At 58.4% G+C, this 18,639-nt stretch carries 20 protein-coding genes and 1 pseudogene; 17 read left to right on the top strand and 4 right to left on the bottom strand.

Annotation, left to right across the window (positions count from 1 at the left end):
• Positions 1-54 precede the first annotated feature (54 nt).
• The 4 genes and pseudogenes from fliG to motA form a co-directional block, all read right to left on the bottom strand.
• The gene (gene fliG / locus QE432_RS15685) at positions 55-1,098 is read right to left on the bottom strand and encodes a flagellar motor switch protein FliG (RefSeq protein ID WP_003515095.1); all 1,044 of its coding nucleotides are present in this window, start codon (positions 1,096-1,098) and stop codon (positions 55-57) included.
• A 27-nt stretch (positions 1,099-1,125) separates the two neighbouring features.
• Positions 1,126-1,665, bottom strand: a complete 540-nt coding sequence (fliN, locus tag QE432_RS15680; RefSeq protein ID WP_003515093.1) for a flagellar motor switch protein FliN — start codon at positions 1,663-1,665, stop codon at positions 1,126-1,128.
• A 64-nt stretch (positions 1,666-1,729) separates the two neighbouring features.
• A pseudogene (locus tag QE432_RS15675) lies at positions 1,730-2,690 on the bottom strand (FliM/FliN family flagellar motor switch protein).
• Positions 2,687-3,559, bottom strand: a complete 873-nt coding sequence (gene motA, locus QE432_RS15670; protein WP_003515090.1) for a flagellar motor stator protein MotA — start codon at positions 3,557-3,559, stop codon at positions 2,687-2,689. The pseudogene QE432_RS15675 and the gene motA overlap by 4 nt, the downstream one beginning before the upstream one ends.
• A 184-nt stretch (positions 3,560-3,743) precedes the next feature.
• On the opposite strand from motA, the gene QE432_RS15665 reads away from it, so the two are divergent.
• The 17 genes from QE432_RS15665 to QE432_RS15585 all read left to right on the top strand — a co-directional run bounded on the left by QE432_RS15665 (position 3,744) and on the right by QE432_RS15585 (position 18,605).
• The gene (locus QE432_RS15665; protein ID WP_306624886.1) at positions 3,744-4,523 is read left to right on the top strand and encodes a DUF1217 domain-containing protein; all 780 of its coding nucleotides are present in this window, start codon (positions 3,744-3,746) and stop codon (positions 4,521-4,523) included.
• A 1-nt stretch (position 4,524) separates the two neighbouring features.
• The gene (gene flgF, locus QE432_RS15660) at positions 4,525-5,259 is read left to right on the top strand and encodes a flagellar basal-body rod protein FlgF (protein ID WP_003515085.1); all 735 of its coding nucleotides are present in this window, start codon (positions 4,525-4,527) and stop codon (positions 5,257-5,259) included.
• 11 nt (positions 5,260-5,270) lie between these two features.
• Positions 5,271-6,677, top strand: coding sequence for a flagellar protein export ATPase FliI (gene fliI / locus QE432_RS15655; protein ID WP_003515084.1), 1,407 nt, complete (start codon positions 5,271-5,273; stop codon positions 6,675-6,677).
• Positions 6,678-6,680: 3 nt separating this feature from the next.
• Positions 6,681-7,253: a hypothetical protein gene (locus QE432_RS15650; RefSeq protein ID WP_013635475.1), complete on the top strand. Its 573-nt coding sequence runs from the start codon at positions 6,681-6,683 to the stop codon at positions 7,251-7,253.
• A 238-nt stretch (positions 7,254-7,491) separates the two neighbouring features.
• Positions 7,492-7,884, top strand: coding sequence for a flagellar basal body rod protein FlgB (flgB, locus tag QE432_RS15645; protein WP_003515082.1), 393 nt, complete (start codon positions 7,492-7,494; stop codon positions 7,882-7,884).
• Between the two features lie 3 nt (positions 7,885-7,887).
• Positions 7,888-8,307, top strand: coding sequence for a flagellar basal body rod protein FlgC (flgC, locus tag QE432_RS15640; RefSeq protein WP_003515081.1), 420 nt, complete (start codon positions 7,888-7,890; stop codon positions 8,305-8,307).
• Entirely contained in the window at positions 8,304-8,639 is a 336-nt protein-coding gene (locus QE432_RS15635; RefSeq protein WP_306624883.1) for a flagellar hook-basal body complex protein FliE, read from the top strand. Before flgC ends, QE432_RS15635 begins: the two co-directional genes overlap by 4 nt.
• Positions 8,640-8,761: 122 nt before the next feature.
• The gene (gene flgG / locus QE432_RS15630; RefSeq protein WP_003515079.1) at positions 8,762-9,550 is read left to right on the top strand and encodes a flagellar basal-body rod protein FlgG; all 789 of its coding nucleotides are present in this window, start codon (positions 8,762-8,764) and stop codon (positions 9,548-9,550) included.
• 20 nt (positions 9,551-9,570) lie between these two features.
• Entirely contained in the window at positions 9,571-10,059 is a 489-nt protein-coding gene (gene flgA, locus QE432_RS15625) for a flagellar basal body P-ring formation chaperone FlgA (RefSeq protein WP_306624881.1), read from the top strand.
• On the top strand, positions 10,056-11,177 hold the full coding sequence (locus tag QE432_RS15620; protein WP_013635473.1) for a flagellar basal body P-ring protein FlgI: 1,122 nt from the start codon (positions 10,056-10,058) through the stop codon (positions 11,175-11,177). Before flgA ends, QE432_RS15620 begins: the two co-directional genes overlap by 4 nt.
• Complete coding sequence (locus QE432_RS15615) at positions 11,174-11,710, top strand: MotE family protein (RefSeq protein WP_306624879.1); 537 nt, start codon at positions 11,174-11,176, stop codon at positions 11,708-11,710. The genes QE432_RS15620 and QE432_RS15615 overlap by 4 nt, the downstream gene beginning before the upstream one ends.
• Positions 11,707-12,423: a flagellar basal body L-ring protein FlgH gene (flgH, locus tag QE432_RS15610; RefSeq protein ID WP_003515062.1), complete on the top strand. Its 717-nt coding sequence runs from the start codon at positions 11,707-11,709 to the stop codon at positions 12,421-12,423. Before QE432_RS15615 ends, flgH begins: the two co-directional genes overlap by 4 nt.
• A 28-nt stretch (positions 12,424-12,451) precedes the next feature.
• A complete protein-coding gene (locus QE432_RS15605) occupies positions 12,452-12,952 on the top strand; it encodes a flagellar basal body-associated FliL family protein (RefSeq protein WP_013635471.1) in 501 nt (166 codons plus the stop codon).
• A complete protein-coding gene (fliP, locus tag QE432_RS15600; protein WP_003515060.1) occupies positions 12,949-13,686 on the top strand; it encodes a flagellar type III secretion system pore protein FliP in 738 nt (245 codons plus the stop codon). The genes QE432_RS15605 and fliP overlap by 4 nt, the downstream gene beginning before the upstream one ends.
• Before the next feature lie 372 nt (positions 13,687-14,058).
• On the top strand, positions 14,059-15,069 hold the full coding sequence (locus QE432_RS15595) for a flagellin N-terminal helical domain-containing protein (protein WP_306624876.1): 1,011 nt from the start codon (positions 14,059-14,061) through the stop codon (positions 15,067-15,069).
• Between the two features lie 592 nt (positions 15,070-15,661).
• Entirely contained in the window at positions 15,662-17,005 is a 1,344-nt protein-coding gene (locus QE432_RS15590; protein WP_026330633.1) for a flagellin N-terminal helical domain-containing protein, read from the top strand.
• Between the two features lie 262 nt (positions 17,006-17,267).
• Positions 17,268-18,605 (top strand): flagellin N-terminal helical domain-containing protein, encoded by a 1,338-nt coding sequence (locus QE432_RS15585; protein WP_111795001.1) that lies wholly within the window; start codon positions 17,268-17,270, stop codon positions 18,603-18,605.
• The last annotated feature ends 34 nt before the right edge of the window (positions 18,606-18,639 follow it).

Below are 18,639 nucleotides of genomic sequence, written 5' to 3'. Positions count from 1 at the left end.
GGCCATCGCAATGGCCGGCATTGCCTGTGAGGCGGGTTATCAACCGGCTTCCGCTCAGGCTGCTGCGGATTGTTCCTCTGTGGAGGCTTCCTTCAGCTGAATCTGACCGGAATTGGCCAGCCGGATCGCTTCCTGCGCCACGGCGCGGCGTGCAATCGCCACTTCGCGGGTGTTGATAGAAGCCTGCGGCACGGCGAGGTCCGATTCGATCATGCGGCGCTGGCGCGGGCTGATGCTGGACAGCACACACTCCTTGATTTCCATGGTTGCGCCACGCAGCGCCATGGTGAGAACGTCCGCCGAGACATCGTTGAGCAGCAGGACGCGGCTGCGCTGCGGCATGAACATGAGATCGTCGAAGAGGAAGATCTTCGGCTTGACCTTGTTGGCAGCTTCCTTGCTGAGCGTTTCGAGCGAGCTGAGCAGCGTATCGACCTGCGGCTTTTCCATTTCGTTCATCAGGTCGGCAACCTTCGTGGAGCCGCCCGCATTGCGCTCTGCTTCGATCTCGTTGATGAGGTTGACCACACGCTTCTCGATGATCTGGGCAGCCGTGGGGCTGACTTCCTTCATGTTCACCGTGCGGTTCATGATATCGGCGCGCTGCTCTTCGGGAATGGTCAGAAGGACCTTGGCACCGAAGGACGAGGGCAGCATGGAGAGGATATAGGCGATGGTCTGGGGATGCTCGCGCAGCAGGAACTTGCCGACGAATTCCGGCTCCGCTTCCTGCAGGCGATCCCAGATCGACGCTTCATAGGCCTGGAAGGCTGCACGACGGCCGAGAAGGCTGTCCACCTCCTCCGGTGTCAGGCCCTCTTCGAGAATGCTTTCGATCGCCTTGGCATTGTCCATCAGACCCGTTCCTTCCGTGAACAGGTCTTCGAACTCCGCCACGATCTGGGCGAGTTCGTCAGGGGGAATGACACGCAGCGTCTGGGCCGAGGAAATGATCATCTGCAATTCGTGCTGCGTGAAAAATTTCAGCAGCTTGCCGGCGACGCCCTTGCCCATGGCAAGAAGCACCGCGGCCGCCTTGTCGGCCTGAGACAACGGCTTCCCTGCCAGCGGGTTACCGAAATCCTCGAAGTCCATCATGGTCTTTCCTCTCCGTCCCCACAGGGATCAGGCTTTTCTCGTACTCATTACTTCAATCAATTTTACGCCGAAGCGCGTATCGTCGTCTTCAAGTACCGTTATTTCACCGCGCGCAATACGGCGGCCATTCACCATGATCTCGACCGGTTCACCGATCTTGCGGTCAAGCGCGATCGTTGCACCCTCTTCAAGGCTCATCAGACCCGAGACGAGCATGCGGCTGGTGCCGAGAACGATCTGGACATCGATCGGGATATCCATGATCAGGTCCATATTGTCGGACAGGCCACTGCCGAGCGGCGCCTTGATGCCCGCGACCTGTGGGGTGGCCGCGAAATCGTTCATAGCAAAATCGCCCGCTCCGCCACCGAAGGCGGAAAGGTCGCTGTCGGCGGAAGCGTCGTCAACGCTCCCGAAATCCCCGAAGTCGCCAAAGTCGGACAGCGAACCTTCCGCATCCGTCTTGAGGACGCCACGCAGATCGCCGATAGCCTGGTCGAGCTCACCGCCATCTTCAAGCGACGGCAGCGCCATATCATCGGTCACAGGTGTTTTCTTCGTAGCCATGCGCTGATTATTCCCTTTGAAACTTGCGTCAGCCTGCCCAGAACCCAAAAAAGGTGGACAGGTTTTAACCCATCAGATGTCGCAAGATCTCGTCGTCCGTGCTGACATTGTTCTTTACCCGAACCATGTAGCGGTCGCCGGACTTGCCGAATTCACAATTATAGAGCTTGGAGCCGTTGGCGCTGACCTCGACGCCGATGTCGTCCTGCTTCAGATCCTGAAACGGAATGACGTCGCCAGCCACCAGCCTGGAGATCGTCCGCAGGGTCAAGGTTTCGAGCTTGATGCGCGCCTCGAGCGTTACCTGCGATCTTTTCACCTGCTCAGAGATCAAATCCACCCATTCCGCCTGCTTCTTCAGCGCCTGGGCTGAAGCCTTGGGAGCGGCGATGGAGGTCTTGAGCAGGGGCCGCTGCGGCACGATCAGCGCGAATTCCGAAGAAACCTTGCCGATGGCGATCTTCATGCGGACTGTCACACCGTAGAGGCCGGCGATCATCTCCTCGAAGGCGCTTTTTCCATTGGCCGTAAAGGGCGGGTCGATCGTCGCCTCGAAACCGCCCGGCGCGTTGACGCCCGACCGCAGGACACCCCCGATGCGCCCGAGAACCATGGCCGCCAGGTCGAGTTCGATGTGGGGACAGGCTGCGCTCGTCCGGCTCGCCGATGGTGTCGGCGGCGGCGCCCAGCATGCGCTCCATGAGCGCGATGACGAAGCCGTTGCCGACCGCCATCATGAAATTGGGGCACCAGTTGCGCAAAGAACAATCCGCAACCGAGAAATTGCCGCCAATATTGGCGATGAGATCGGTCATCAGCCCCGATTCTGAGCCGATATATTCGACGTCTATCGCAATGCCGGTCTCGCTGTGAAAGATATCAGGCAGGAATTCGCTGTAGAGATGGCCGATATCGGAGCCGACCTTCGCGATTGTCTTGCGGTCGGAAAGCCCGCCCGTAAGTTTCGCGAGCAGCGACGTGTCGATGACGGGTGCTCTTTGCTGTGCAGCTTTAGCCATGGTCATGCCGCCTTGTTTTCGCCGCCGGGGTTCATCATCTCCTGTTCGACGGCGTCGATGGACGGCCGCTCGTAGTTGGAGATGGTCTTGCGCCCGTATTCAAGCGCGACCTGCGGCACCGAGCCGTTCATGTAGGCGATCAGCGTCTGCTTGACGATGATGTAGAGGCGGTGCTGCTTGGTGCGGACGATCTTGACCTGCGAAGCGAGCGGGTTGCAGATCGAATAGGACAGGATGATGCCGAGCATGGTGCCCACCAGTGCGGCGCCGATGAGGCCGCCCAGCACTTCCGGTGATTCGTTGATCTTGCCCATGGCCTTGATGACGCCGAGAACCGCCGCGACGATACCGATGGCGGGAAAGGAATCGCCCATGGTGGTGATCGCGTGGTAAGGTTTCAGCTTGTCGTGCAGGATGGTCTCGATTTCCTCGTCCATCAGTGCTTCGATTTCGTGGCTGCGCGCGTTGCCGATGATGATGAGGCGGACGTAGTCACAGATAAACGACGTCAGCTCCTTGTTCTTCAGCACCGAGGGTGCGCTCTGGAAGATCGAGGATTCTTCCGGATTGTCGATATGCGCCTCGATCTCGTTGCGCGATTTCGTGCGCAGGTCGCGCATCAGCGAATAAAGTACGCCGAGTACGTCGAGATAGTTGCGCTCCTTCGGGACCGAGTGCTTGAAGGCCTCGCCGAGCGCCTTGCCCGAATCCTTCACGACCTTCATCGGGTTCGCCATGATGAAGCCGCCGAGGCCGGCACCGCCGATAATCAACAATTCGAACGGCTGAACCAGCACGTCCAGATGGCCGCCCATCGCCATGTAGCCGCCGATGATGCAGCCGAAGGTGATTATAAGTCCAATTACAATATTCATTGATCGACCACGCCCGAACAGTGTTCCATGCCGCCATCTCTAGAAAATGTGGCTTGCGTGAACCTGTCCGCGGAGCCTCTGTCCCTCGTCACTGCAGCCAGTTTCGCACAAGCAACATCCGGCATTATCCCGACAAAGGCGGACGTGCGCCTTGGTATCGGGATCAAACGAGAGCGGCGGTTCAGTGACTTCCACCTACACCAGCTACAGACTGATCAGTCAGGACATCGGCAAATCGCTTGAGCGTTTGTCGAAGCAACCCGACGTGGCGCGCGAAACCGAATATTACCGGTCGAAGATCGGCAGCGTGAAATCCGTCGACGACTTCATGGCCGATACCCGTCTTTACAATTATGCGCTGAAAGCCAACGGCCTCGAGGACATGGCGTATGCGAAAGCCTTCATCCGCAAGGTGCTGACCGAAGGCACGGCCGACAAGAACGCCTTCGCCAACAAGCTTTCCGACAGCCGCTATTCGGACCTTGCGAAATCGCTCGACTTTGCAAGTCTCGGTGCAGCTGCAACTGCGACCGAAGCGGCACAGTCCGGCATCATCAGCAAATACACCCGCCAGACGCTGGAGCAGGAGGCGGGCGGCGACAATAACGGTGTCCGGCTTGCTCTTTACTTCGAGCGCAAGGCACCAACGATCAAATCGGGTCTCGATTTTCTAGCCGACGACGCGCTCGCGCAGGTGTTCCGCACCGCCTACAACCTGCCTGACGAAATTGCGGCAGGAAGCGTCGAAAAACAGGCCGCGCTCATCGAAAAATCCATCAATATCAAGGATCTGCAAAATCCTGAAAAGGTCGGCAAGCTGCTCGAGCGTTTCACCATCATGTGGGAGATGCAAAATCCCTCCACGAGCTATGATCCTCTGGCCGTTTTCGGCTCCTCCAGCGGCTACGGCATTTCCCCGGACCTGCTGATCTCCATCAACTCCCTGAAACTCGGAGGCAAATGATATGCAATCCGGACTATACGTCGCCCTTTCCTCGCAGATTGCGCTGGAGCGTCGTCTCACCACCATTTCCGACAATATGGCGAATGCGAACACGGTGGGTTTCCGCGGTTCCGAAGTGAAATTCGACGAAATGGTCGCCAAGAACCACAATGACATGAATGCCAAGGTGGCGTTCGTATCGCAGGGTAACGACTATCTCTCCACCCGTCAGGGCGCCTTCGAACAGACTGGCAATAGTTTCGATTTCGCCATCAAGGGCGATGCCTGGTTCGCGATGGACACGCCAGACGGCCAGATCCTGAGCCGCGACGGGCGTTTCACCATGCGTCCGGACGGCGCGCTCATCTCCTCAAGCGGTTATCCGGTTCTCGACGCCGGCGGCGGTCCGATCCAGCTCAATGCGAATGGTGGCCCGATCACCGTCAGTCTCGATGGTGCGATCAGGCAGAACGACAACATCGTCGCCACGCTCGGTATCTTCCAGGCGGATTTCTCGAAAGGCTTCCTGCGCCATCCCAATAGCGGCGTGAAGCCCGTGGCCCCGCCGACGCCGGTCGTCAACAATCACGAGGTCGGCGTCGTTCAGGGTTATCTCGAGCAGTCGAACGTCAACGGCATTTCCCAGATGACGCAGCTCATCCAGGTCAACCGGGCCTTCGAGAGCATTTCGTCGCTGATGCGCGATACCGAATCCACTTTCGGCGATGCCATCAAGACGCTTGGCGGCGCACGTTAAGGAACTGAGCGATGACAATGCCGGAATCCACACTCACGGTCGAGGCGATTTCACCGAAGCTCGCCCAGCTCGCCAGCCTTGCCGGGCACTATGCCGATCCGGAGTTTTCGGTGGCGCCGGGCGGCCATGTCCGCACCATCGCCGCCGGACACTACACGGTTTCCGGCCTGTCGCGGCATGTGAGGCTGGGCGAGTTCGTCGCCCATCGCAGCGCGACCGGTATCCATCTCGGCGAAGTCGTGCGCGTGGAACCCGATATCTGCTACGTCTGCCCCATCGAACCGGGCGAGCCGATTGGCATTCACGACACCGTCATCCGCAAGGGTGCCTTCCGCGTTGCGCCTGACGACAGCTGGTGCGGCCGGACCATCAATGCGCTTGGCGAACCCATCGATGGCAAGGGTCCGCTTGCATCAGGCACGGAGCGCCGTCCGATTTCCAGCAATGCACCGCCGTCGATGACGCGCAAGCGGGTGGAGACGCCTTTCAAGACGGGTGTCCGGGCAATCGATATTTTCTCGCCTCTCTGCCTTGGCCAGCGTCTCGGCATTTTTGCGGGCTCAGGCGTGGGCAAATCCACGCTGCTATCGATGCTTGCCAAGGCCGATGCCTTCGACAAGGTCGTCATCGGGCTTGTCGGCGAGCGCGGTCGCGAAGTGCGCGAGTTCATCGAAGATACGATGGGCGAGAATATGGGCAAGTCCGTCGCCGTTGTCGCGACCAGCGACGAAAGCCCGATGCTGCGCAAGATGGCGCCGCTTTCGGCCGTCACCATTGCCGAATATTTCCGTGACAGGGGCGACAACGTCCTTCTTATCATCGACAGCGTGACCCGTTTTGCCCATGCGATCCGCGAAGTGGCGGTCGCTTCGGGTGAACCGCCGGTGGCACGCGGCTATCCGGCCTCGGTCTTCACCGAATTGCCGCGCCTTCTGGAGCGGGCGGGACCCGGCGCCGAAGGCAGCGGTACCATCACCGCCATCGTCTCCATTCTGGTGGACGGCGACAACCACAACGATCCGATTGCCGATTCGACCCGCGGTATTCTCGACGGCCACATCGTGCTGGATCGCAGCCTTGCAGAAGAAGGCCGCTATCCTCCGATCAATCCTCTGGCCTCGATCTCGCGTCTCGCCAAGAAGGCATGGACACCGGATCAGGAAAAGCTGGTGTCGCGTCTGAAAGCGCTGGTGCACCGCTTTGAGGAAACGCGGGACCTGCGCCTCATCGGCGGTTATCGACCCGGCACCGATCCCGATCTCGACATGGCGGTGAAACAGGTTCCGATCATCTATGAAACGCTGAAACAGCTTCCGAATGAACCGGCGGCGCAGGACGCCTACGCCGATCTGGCGACCGCGTTGCGCGGTGGAGTGCAAAATAATCAGCCACAGGTAAACCCGAGAATGAGAGGCTGACCCGTGAAAAAGAAACAGATCGACAAGATCGACGATAGCGACCTCGAGAACGTACAGCCGCAGCCTCCCTTCTTCACGCCCGACCGTATTCTGGCGTGGACGGGAATAGGACTTGCCGCCGCAGCCGCATTTTTCCCCTGGTACGTGTTCTTCAACGAGGACAAGTTTGGAATGAGAGTGGCAGACGGCGACCGCACGCGCGACTTGCCCCATACCGGTCCGCGTGAAGTCTTCAGCGTTTCGCCCCTTGCCATGACCAATCGCAACAAGGAAGACGCGCCAGCGCCCGGCGAATTGCCGGACATGCTGACGACGGCGACGGTCAGCGAAAAGGGTAAGGAAAAGCAGAACAATCTCGCCGCAGGGCTTGAAGACCAGCCCTTCCCCGGCCAGACCTCCTTCCGCCTGCTGCATGTCTCCAACGGCCGCGCCCTCATCGAGGACGGATCGGGCATGTATATGGTACGGGTGGGCTCCACATTGCCCGACAATGCGCGCCTGACCAAAATCGAGCAGCGCGACGGCGAGTGGATGATAGAGACCTCTTCCGGGAAAACCTATCATCCCGAGAAGTAGTCAGACCGGCACTCTGCTGAAGTCTGCTGCCGTCGCCGGATCCAGTCCGGCAGGACGGAGACGTCTTCGCAATCCACTATTCGATCCCAAGGCGTGCCGCATTTGCCGGCGCGCCATTTTTGTTTCCGCAATCGCCTTCGGGATCAGATTCTCCAGTGCTTCCGCACCTGCGCCCCTCACCGCAAGTCTGACGCAAGATTAGCACCGTAGGTTCGGGCCATACGAGATGGAGAAGTCTATGCAACCGATTCAACTGTTCGATCTGGCCTCCCGCCAAGCGGAATGGCTGAGCGTGCGGCAGGAAGTCGTGGCGACCAACATCGCCAACGCCAACACACCCAAGTTTCACGCCAAGGATGTCAGTCCTTTCGAAGCGGTCATGCAGGCCACCAGCCAGCAGGTTGGCATGGCGAAGACCCATCCCGCCCATTTCGGTGCTAGCGAGCTTAGCGAAAATATCGCGGTGCGCGACAACCCGATCAATAACGAGATCGGCATGCAGGAGTCCGGCAATTCGGTCGCGCTTGCCGAGGAAATGACCAAGACCGGCGAGATCAAGCGGCAATACGACCTGAACGCCAGTCTCGTCAAATCCTTCCATCGCATGATGCTGATGACGGTAAAGAGGTAAACCATGGATCCCTTGAGTGCGGCGAGCAAGATCGCGGGCAGCGGCCTGGAAGTGCAGTCCACCCGACTGCGTATCGTTTCGGAAAACATTGCCAACGCAAGATCGACCGGCGACACGCCTGGCGCCGACCCCTATCGCCGCAAGACCGTGACATTCGGCTCCGAGCTTGACCGCGTAAGCGGCGTGCAGCGCGTGACGGTAAAGAAGCTTGGCGTCGACCGCGGCGATTTCGTCCATGAATACGACCCCGGCAATCCGGCCGCCGACACCAGCGGCATGGTCAAGATGCCGAACGTCAACGTTCTGATCGAAATGGCGGATATGCGCGAAGCCAACCGCAGCTACGACGCCAACCTCCAGGTCATCCGCCAGACACGCGACCTCGTCGCCTCCACCATCGACCTTCTGAAAGCATCGCAATGATCGACGGCATCAAACAACTCGGTTCCCTCTCGCTCACGCGTGGCACGAGCAACGTCTCTTCGCTGACCGACAGCATTTTCGGCAGCCAGCAGACGACGCCCGCCCAGCAGACGAGCGCAAGCTTCGCAAGCGTTCTCGGCAATATGTCGACGGATGCGATGAACAACCTGAAGAAGGCGGAAGTGGCCTCCTTCGAAGGTATTCAGGGCAAGGCAAACACACGCGAAGTGGTCGATGCCGTGCTTTCGGCCGAGCAGTCCCTGCAAACGGCCATCGCGTTCCGCGACAAGATCGTGTCGGCCTATCTCGACATTACCAAGATGCAGATCTAGAGCGCGTCCGGTTTGACGCCAATCGTTGGCCGCGCTCTAGGCCTTTGTTTTTAAGCACTTTCCGGACGCAGAACCGCTCCGCGCCTTTACTGGAAATGCTCTAGCCCCGCAGGAAAAATGACATGAGAGCTCTTGCCATCGCTGCCACCGGTATGGACGCCCAGCAGACCAATCTGGAAGTCATTGCCAACAACATCGCCAACATCAACACCACCGGCTACAAGCGCGCGCGTGCAGAGTTTACCGATCTTCTGTACCAGACCGAACGCATGCAGGGTGTGCCGAACCGTGCCAACCAGGCTATTGTGCCTGAGGGAGCCAATATCGGCCTCGGCGTGCAGACTTCCGCGGTGCGCAACATCCACACCCAGGGCAACCTGATCGAAACCGGCAACAAGCTCGACGTGGCAATCATCGGCCAGGGCTGGTTTCAGATCGAGGCGGCCGACGGTTCGACGCTCTACAGCCGCGCCGGCGCCTTCAACAAGAATGCTGACGGCAACCTCGTGACGGTTGATGGCTACAATGTCATCCCGAACATCAATATCCCAACCGACGCGCAGGACATCACCATCACCCGCACGGGTCAGGTGACCGCCCGCATCGGCAACGCTGCGGATTTCACTGAACTCGGCCAGTTGACCATCGCCAACTTTGCCAACGAGGCGGGCCTGAAGCCGCTCGGCGACAACCTCTTTTCCCAGACGCCGGCCTCCGGCGCCGCCGTTATCGGCGTGCCTGACGATCCGAGCTACGGCTACATCAAGCAATCCTACCTCGAAGGCTCGAACGTCGATGCCGTCAAGGAAATCACCGACCTCATCACGGCGCAGCGCGCCTACGAGATGAATTCCAAGGTCATCACCACCGCTGACGAAATGGCTTCGATTGTCAGCAAGAACCTGAAGTAAGAACGGAAAGGCAGGCGGACATGAGGTTTGGCCGGAAACATAGCAGCCGCAGAACGGCACTCGTCCGTATGTGCCTTGCGTCTGCCTTTTCACTGGGTGCCATGGCTCCCGCTTTTGCACAGGCACCGACGGCGCTGGTTCCTACTCGCACGATCTATCCGGGCGAGACGATCACGCCCGAACAGGTGAAGCCGGTGGAAGTGACCAACCCCAACATTTCCGCTGGTTACGCGAGCGATATCAGCGAAGTGGAAGGCATGATCTCCAAGCAGACATTGCTTCCCGGCCGCACAATCCCCATTGCAGCGCTTCGTGAACCGTCACTTGTGGTGCGCGGCACGAGCGTCAAACTCGTTTTCCACATCGGCAACATGACGCTGATGGCGTCCGGAACGCCCATGAGCGACGGCTCGCTCGGCGAGGTCGTAAGGGTACGCAACATCGATTCCGGCGTGATGGTCAGCGGTACCGTCATGAAGGACGGAACCATTCAGGTTATGGCGAAATGAAAGTGCTTCGTATCCTCTGTGCGGCTCTGGTCATTTCGGCCCTGCCCTTCCTCTCGACGCCGCCCGCCCAGGCAGACACGTCCCGTATCAAGGATATCGCATCCCTGCAGGCCGGACGCGACAACCAGCTGATCGGATATGGTCTCGTCGTGGGCCTACAGGGCACCGGCGACAGCCTGCGCTCTTCACCCTTCACCGAACAGTCCATGCGCGCCATGCTACAGAACCTCGGCATCACCACGCAGGGCGGCCAGTCCAACGCCAAGAACATCGCCGCCGTGATGGTGACGGCCAACCTGCCGCCATTCGCCAGCCCCGGCAGCCGTGTAGACGTGACGGTCAGCTCACTCGGCGACGCCTCCTCGCTTCGCGGCGGCAACCTCATCATGACATCGCTTTCCGGTGCAGACGGGCAGATCTATGCGGTCGCGCAGGGAGCACTGATCGTCAACGGCTTTTCGGCACAGGGCGATGCAGCGACATTGACGCAGGGCGTGACGACCTCGGCGCGCGTGCCGAACGGCGCGATCATCGAGCGGGAACTGCCGTCGAAATTCAAGGATTCGGTCAATCTGGTCCTTCAGCTGCGCAATCCCGATTTTTCGACCGCGGTGCGCGTCGCCGATGTCGTTAACGCCTTTGCCCGCGCCCGTTACGGCGATGGCATCGCCGAACCGCGCGATTCGCAGGAAATCTCGGTGCAGAAGCCCCGCACCGCCGACCTGACGCGGTTGATGGCGGAAATCGAAAACCTGACGGTCCAGACGGATACGCCGGCGAAAGTCGTGATCAACGAGCGCACGGGCACGATCGTCATCGGCGCGGATGTGCGTATTTCCCGCGTGGCGGTGAGCTATGGAACGCTGACCGTGCAGGTGACGGAATCGCCGCAGGTCATCCAGCCGGCGCCCTTCTCGCGCGGCGAGACGGCGGTGCAACCGCAGACGGATATCATGGCACTGCAGGAAGGCAGCAAGGTCGCCATCGTCGAAGGCCCTGACCTTCGCACGCTGGTTGCCGGTCTCAACAGCATCGGGCTCAAGGCGGACGGCATCATCGCCATTCTGCAAGGCATCAAATCCGCCGGCGCCCTTCAGGCGGAGCTCGTGCTGCAATGATGGAACTTCAGAAGAAAACTGCTTTCAGGAGTGGCTTTGCCCGGTGCACGGCCGTTGCCTCGCTGCTTTTCCTGTTGCCCGCCGCCGGCGCCGAAAGCCAGCAGAACGTGGTGTCCGAACTCAGCACGCAGGATGAAATCCAGAAATTCTGCACCAATATTGCCGATGCGGCCCGCGACCAGCGCTATCTCATGCAGAAGCAGGAGCTGGAAAAGCTTCAGGCTGACGTCAACGAGCGCATTTCCGCGTTGCAGGACCGCAAGGCGGAATATGAGGACTGGCTGGCACGCCGCAATCATTTCCTCGAGCAGGCGAAAAGCAATCTGGTCGATATCTACAAGACGATGAAGGCGGATGCCGCAGCACCGCAGCTCGAGAAGATGCATGTGGAAATCGCGGCTGCCATCATCATGCAGCTTCCGCCACGTCAATCGGGCCTCATCCTCAGTGAAATGGATGCTCAGAAAGCCGCAATCGTCGCCGGCATCATGTCGCAGGCAATCGACAAAAACACTTCGAAGGATCCTTCATGACCCCGCGTCTTCCGGCCCTCCTCCTGCCGCTTGCCCTGCTTGCCGGCTGCCAGAACAACCAGACCCTGAAGGAAATCGGCAACGCTCCCGCGATGAGCCCGATCGGCAGCGGCCTGCAATTCAGCCAGACGCCGCAGATGGGCATGTATCCGAAGCAGCCAAAGCACATGGCGAGCGGCTATTCGTTGTGGAGCGACAGCCAGGGTGCGCTGTTCAAGGATCTACGTGCGCTTAACATCGGCGACATCCTGACCGTCAACATCCAGATCAACGACAAGGCCGATTTCGACAACGAAACCGAGCGCAACCGCACCAATTCCAGCGGCCTGAACTGGAAGGCAAAGGCGGAAATCTTAGGTTGGACGCCGGAGGCAGATTCCAACATCAAATACGGCTCCGATACAGACACCCAGGCCAAGGGCAAGACCAAGCGTTCCGAAAAGCTGACGCTGATGGTGGCGGCCGTGGTGACCGGCATTCTCGAAAACGGCAACCTCATCATCAGCGGTTCGCAGGAAGTGCGCGTGAATCACGAAATCCGCATCCTCAACGTCGGCGGTATCGTCAGGCCGCAGGATGTCGATGCGCAGAACATGATCTCCTACGAGCGCATCGCCGAGGCGCGCATCTCCTACGGTGGCCGCGGCCGCCTGACGGAAGTGCAGCAACCCCCGGTCGGTCAGCAGGTCGTCGACCTGTTCTCGCCGCTCTGACGCCGACATGCGAAAGCGGGACTGACCCATGGAAAACGAACAGACTGAGGGCAAGAAAAAATCCTCGCCGATGGTCATGACCATCGCTGGCGTTGCAATCCTCACCCTGCTGGGTGCGGGCGGCGGCTGGTTCGTGGGCGGCATGGTCGCCCCGAAGATCGCCGGCGCCGAGGCGCATGCCCCGGCTGCCGCCGGCGAACATGGCGAGAAGAAGGGCGAGGGCATCGATAAAATCCCGGCAGAGGCGAACGGTATCGTCCAGCTCGATCCCATCACCACCAACCTTGCATACCCCTCCACGAACTGGGTGCGGCTTGAAGTGGCGCTGATGTTCAAGGGTCCGGTCGAGGTCAATCTCGCGGAGGATATCCATCAGGATATCATGGCCTACGTCCGCACCGTTTCCCTTCAGCAGCTGGAAGGGCCGCGCGGCTTTCAATATCTTAAGGATGACATTCAGGAACGAGTTGACCTGCGCTCTCAAGGGCGCGTATCCAAGGTCATGTTCCGGACCTTTGTCATCGAATGATTCGATTTCTTGTTACCATCGCTGTTCTTCTGGCTTTGCCGGGCCTTGCCAACGCCCAGCAATTTCCGACCGATCTGTTCAATACACAGATAGACGGATCCGTCGCCGCATGGATCATTCGCACCTTCGGCCTTTTGACGGTCTTGTCAGTCGCGCCGGGCATCCTGATCATGGTCACAAGCTTTCCGCGCTTCGTGATCGCCTTCTCCATCCTGCGCTCCGGCATGGGGCTTGCCTCGACCCCGTCGAACATGATCCTCTTGTCGATGGCGATGTTCATGACCTTCTACGTCATGTCGCCGACCTTCGATAAAGCCTGGACAGACGGCGTGCAGCCGTTGTTGCAAAACCAGATCAACGAACAGCAGGCCATTGGGCGCATCGCCGAACCCTTCCGCACCTTCATGAACGCCAATACGCGCGACAAGGATCTGAAGCTGTTCGTCGATATCGCCCGCGAGCGCGGACAGGTCGTGATGACCGACAATGTTGTCGACTACCGCGTGCTCGTTCCGGCCTTCATGCTTTCGGAAATCCGGCGCGGTTTCGAGATCGGTTTCCTGATCATCCTGCCGTTTCTGGTCATCGATCTCATCGTCGCCACCATCACCATGGCCATGGGCATGATGATGCTGCCACCCACCTCGATTTCCCTGCCGTTCAAGATCCTTTTTTTCGTGCTGATCGACGGCTGGAACCTGCTGGTCGGCAGCCTTGTGAGATCGTTCAACTGACGGCAATTGTGCCGAAATAATCTTCGTTAATCCTGTTTGTTAACCCCGCAGCCCCACGGCTGCGGGGTTTTTGCGTTTTAACCCTTTGGTTACCGTTTTTGCTAGGGGTCGGATAACTATAATTTTAAATTAAAAACTTACCAATTAAATATACTTCGCAGTAACCATAAGTATTTTCTAGTACTTCTTAATGCTCAAATTAACAATTGGGCAATTCTTTGCTGCCAAATTCTCCCTACACACAGCGGGTTTGGTTTCCAAAGGCAAGTAATTCGGAACCGAGTGGCATGAAGCCGAAACGTTGTGACCGGTAATACAAAGTCCGGAATGTCCCCAACTCCAGTATCTCGTAAAAACAAGGGACAAAATACTATGGCAAGCATTCTCACCAACGCCTCCTCTATGGCTGCTCTCCAGACGCTGCGTTCGATCGGCAACAACATGGAGACCACGCAGGGTCGTATCTCGACCGGCCTGAAGGTAGGCTCCGCCTCCGACAACGCCGCTTACTGGTCCATCGCGACCACGATGCGTTCGGACGCTTCGGCGCTCTCCACCGTTTCTGACGCACTCGGCATCGGCGCAGCCAAGGTCGACACCGCGTACTCCGGCATGGAAGCGACGATCAAGGTCGTTCAGGAAATCAAGGACAAGCTGATCCTTGCCCAGGACCCGACTGCCGACAAGAAGAAGATCCAGAAGGAAATCGGCCAGCTCCAGAAGCAGCTGACGTCGATCGCCGACTCCGCGACCTTCAACGGTGAAAACTGGCTGAAGACGAAAGCATCCAACGACGGCGCAGCATTTGCTGTCGGTACTGACGATGCGGCTATTGCCAACCTGAAGAAGCAGGTTGTTGCTTCCTTCACCCGTGACTCCGCTGGCGCCGTCAAGGTTCAGCGCGTCGATCTGCAGCTCAGCGGCTCGAACGTTCTGTTCGATACCGGCGCTGTAACAGACGGCAAGGGTACGGGCATCCTCGACAAGGCAGCTGTCGCAGACGGCGTTAAGCAGTCGGTTTCGAACCTCGATATTTCCGACCTGAGCATCTACAAGGGCGCTGGTGCCACCATGCTCGGCACTGCCGCTGCAACGGACAACGACATCCTCGACAAGCTCATCACCCACGTTGACAAGCAGCTTGAAACCCTCAACAGCGCTGCTGCCGATCTGGGCGCGGTCTCCAACCGCATCTCGATGCAGGGTGACTTCGTCTCCAAGCTGACGGCAACGATGGAAAAGGGTATCGGCCGTCTGGTTGACGCCGACATGAACGAAGAGTCGACCCGCCTCAAGGCTCTGCAGACGCAGCAGCAGCTGGCAATCCAGGCTCTGTCGATCGCCAACAGCGACTCGCAGAACATCCTGTCGCTCTTCCGTTAATCGGACCGAAAATTACAAAAGTCGAGCCGCGCCCGAAAGGGCGCGGTTTTGCATTTGTGGAGTGCTCCGCAAACGGGAAGATTTCGTTTACCATCCTTGCTTTGAAAGCATTTACCACGATTTGAGCGAAGCGCCGGGAGCGCCCTGAAATTAGGGAATTGGAAAGCACCGGCTGTCAGATTTTGGGCATGGACAAGCGGATAGCCGCTGGCCTGAATGACACTACACGCAGGATCGCAAGCGGAGGCTGACCGTCTTGCAATTGCGTGAAACAGGCAAACGTGACGGAGGCTGACCCAAGCGTATTGCCCTTTTATCAAAGCCGCATCCGGAAACGGGTGCGGCTTTATTATTTTTTTAAACATTTCAGGCTACGCGCGCATGCGCGCGAAGATTGCATAATAAAATCTCAGCGTGTGCATTTTTTTGCGACCCTTAGCTCTTCATTAACCATATGGAGGTTAGCTAGAGCCATCGAAACAGCGAGCTAACCATTAAAAATCAGCAGGTTAGCAGGCATGATGCTGTGCGCTGTTCCCGGTGAGACCGGAATGTCCCTTCTTTAATCAGCCATTCAAGGGGCAAATTTACTATGACGAGCATTCTCACTAACGTAGCAGCTATGTCTGCACTCCAGACCCTGCGCTCCATCGGCCAGAACATGGAAACGACGCAGGACCGCGTGTCTTCCGGCCAGCGCGTCGGCGAAGCTTCCGATAACGCCGCTTACTGGTCGATCGCGACCACCATGCGTTCCGACAACGGCGCTCTTTCTGCTGTTCAGGACGCGCTCGGCCTCGGCGCCGCAAAGGTCGACACTGCCTATTCGGGTATGGAATCGTCCATCGACGTCGTCAAGGAAATCAAGAACAAGCTGGTTGCCGCCCGCGAACCCGGTGTCGACAAGTCCAAGATCCAGGAAGAAATCACCCAGCTGCAGGATCAGCTGAAGTCGATCTCCAGCTCCTCGTCTTTCTCCGGTGAAAACTGGCTGCAGGCAACCGTCAGCAACGGTGCTGGCGAACTGAAGAACGTCACCAAGCAGATCGTTGGCTCCTTCATCCGCGACGCTGCCGGCAACGTGTCCGTAAAGACCGTCAACGTTGACCTGAGCCGCAACACGGTGCTTTTCGACACGTCTTCGGGCGCTGCAAAGGACAAGCAGGGCGTCCTCGACTCCTACGCCTATTTTTCTTCCACGGGCAGCTACAAGCTGTTCGAAATCACCAATGACTCGGACGGCGTAGGCGCTGCCCAGCCGGTGACCAAGGTTGCAGCAGCCAAGGTTTACACTGAAGCCCAGCTGAAGGGTCTGAAGGAAGCAACTGCCGGCACCCCCGTCACCTTCACCACCGCTGCTGCAACGGGTATCGTCACGATCGCTAACGCCGATGCGACAGCCCCCGACGTCAACGGCACCTACTTCAATCTTGGCAACGACCAGTATGTGAAAATCAACACGACTGCGCCGACCTCGCCGGCAACCAAGACCAACATTGCCGTTGGCCTCGACGGCACCACCAAGATCTACCTCGAAGAAGGCGCAACCGCCCAGCTCGCAACGCAGCTCACCTACTCCCTGACGTCTCTGGACATCACCAAGGACCTGACCGGCACGTTCAAGAACAGCGACGGCTCGGCAGTCTCGGAAAACCAGTACCTCGACGCCATGGTTTCCTTCGTTGACAAGCAGCTCCAGAGCATGACGTCCGCCGCTGCCGACCTCGGCTCGGTCAAGATGCGCATCGAACTGCAGGAAAACTTCGTCAACAAGCTGACCGACTCGCTCGACAAGGGCATCGGCCGTCTCGTCGACGCTGAAATGAACGAAGAATCCACCAAGCTGAAGGCTCTTCAGACCCAGCAGCAGCTTGCTGTTCAGGCCCTGTCAATCGCCAACAACGACTCGCAGAGCATCCTGTCGCTCTTCCGTTAATCGGAAAAGACATCGCCAAAAAATCGAGCCGCATCCGAAAGGGTGCGGCTTTTTCCGTCATGGTTAAGAGAAATTATTATTTCCTAATTTTTATTAACGACAGTTTAGGCTTTGTTAACCATTCGGGCCCTAAAACCTAGCCATCGAAACGATTGGTTAACCAAGACGAAAAAGAGGTTAACAGGCATCAAGCCGCGCGATCGTTACCGGCGGCAATCCGGAATGTCCCTTTTCATTTAAGCCAATCAAGGGGCAAATAATTATGACCAGCATTTTGACGAACGTCGCGGCAATGGCCGCCCTTCAGACCCTCCGCGCAATCGGCAGCGACATGGAAGAAACGCAGTCGCGTGTCTCCTCCGGCCTGCGCGTCAAAACCGCCTCCGACAACGCCGCCTACTGGTCTATCGCGACCACCATGCGTTCGGATAACGGTGCTCTTTCCGCTGTTCAGGACGCCCTCGGCCTCGGCGCCGCAAAGGTCGATACAGCCTATTCCGCCATGGAAACCACTGTCGATGTCGTCAAGGAAATCAGCAAGAAGCTGGTTGCCGCCCGCGAGGCCGGCGTCGACAAGGCAAAGATCCAGGAAGAAATCCGTCAGCTACAGGACCAGCTGAAAAGCATCGGCGAATCCGCCTCCTTCTCCGGCGAAAACTGGCTTAAGGGCAAGATCAGCGATGCATCCGGCAACCTCACCCCGATAACGAAGCAGATCGTCGGCTCCTTCATCCGTGACGGCGCGGGCAATGTTGCAGTCAAGACGATCAACGTTCAGGTCGACAACAAGACTGCCCTTTTCGATACCTCGACCGGTGCGGCGAAAAACGGTATCCTCGATAGCGCCGCGTATTATTCCGATACAGGCTCCCTGCGCAATTTCGAGATTACCACGACCACACCCGCAGGTGTTGCCACAAACACGCCCTCTACCGCAAAGGTGTTCACGCAATCCCAGCTTCTGGGTTTCCCCTCAGGGACGACGACCACAGTTTCTGCTCCAGACGCAGTAACCGGCCTCGTAACCGTTGCTGCGGCGACAACCGCACGAAACAACGGCACCTACTTCAAGATCGGCGAAAACGCAGCGGGTGAAGCCCTCTACGTAAAAGCCAACAATACCGCGCCGACGCCTGCAGGCACCACTGTAACGGCAATCGGAACCGGCGGTTCGTCCAATAACAATATTTACCTCGAAACCGCCGCCGCAGATTCCCAGATGGCACAGAAGCTCGGCTACTCGCTGATCGATCTCGACATCACCAAGGATCTCAGCGGTTTGCTGGACGCCAAGGGCCAGCCGCTGACGGACAATGACGGCCTCGACAACATGATCCAGTTCGTTAACACCAAGCTGGAATCGCTGATCAGCGCGAGCGCCGATCTCGGCTCCATCAAGATGCGCCTCGATCTTCAGGAAGATTTCGTCAACAAGCTCACAGACTCCATCGACAAGGGCGTCGGCCGCCTCGTCGACGCAGACATGAACGAAGAGTCCACCAAGCTGAAGGCTCTGCAGACACAGCAGCAGCTGGCAATCCAGTCGCTCTCCATCGCCAATACCAGCTCCGAGAATATCCTGTCGCTATTCCGCCAGTAAGCGGCGCCCGTTGGCTACGGGCGGTTTCGTCCCG

The organism is Agrobacterium sp. SORGH_AS_0745 (assembly GCF_030818995.1).
Taxonomy (GTDB): Bacteria; Pseudomonadota; Alphaproteobacteria; order Rhizobiales; family Rhizobiaceae; genus Agrobacterium; species Agrobacterium tumefaciens.
This window is presented reverse-complemented; position numbering and strand designations above follow the sequence as displayed.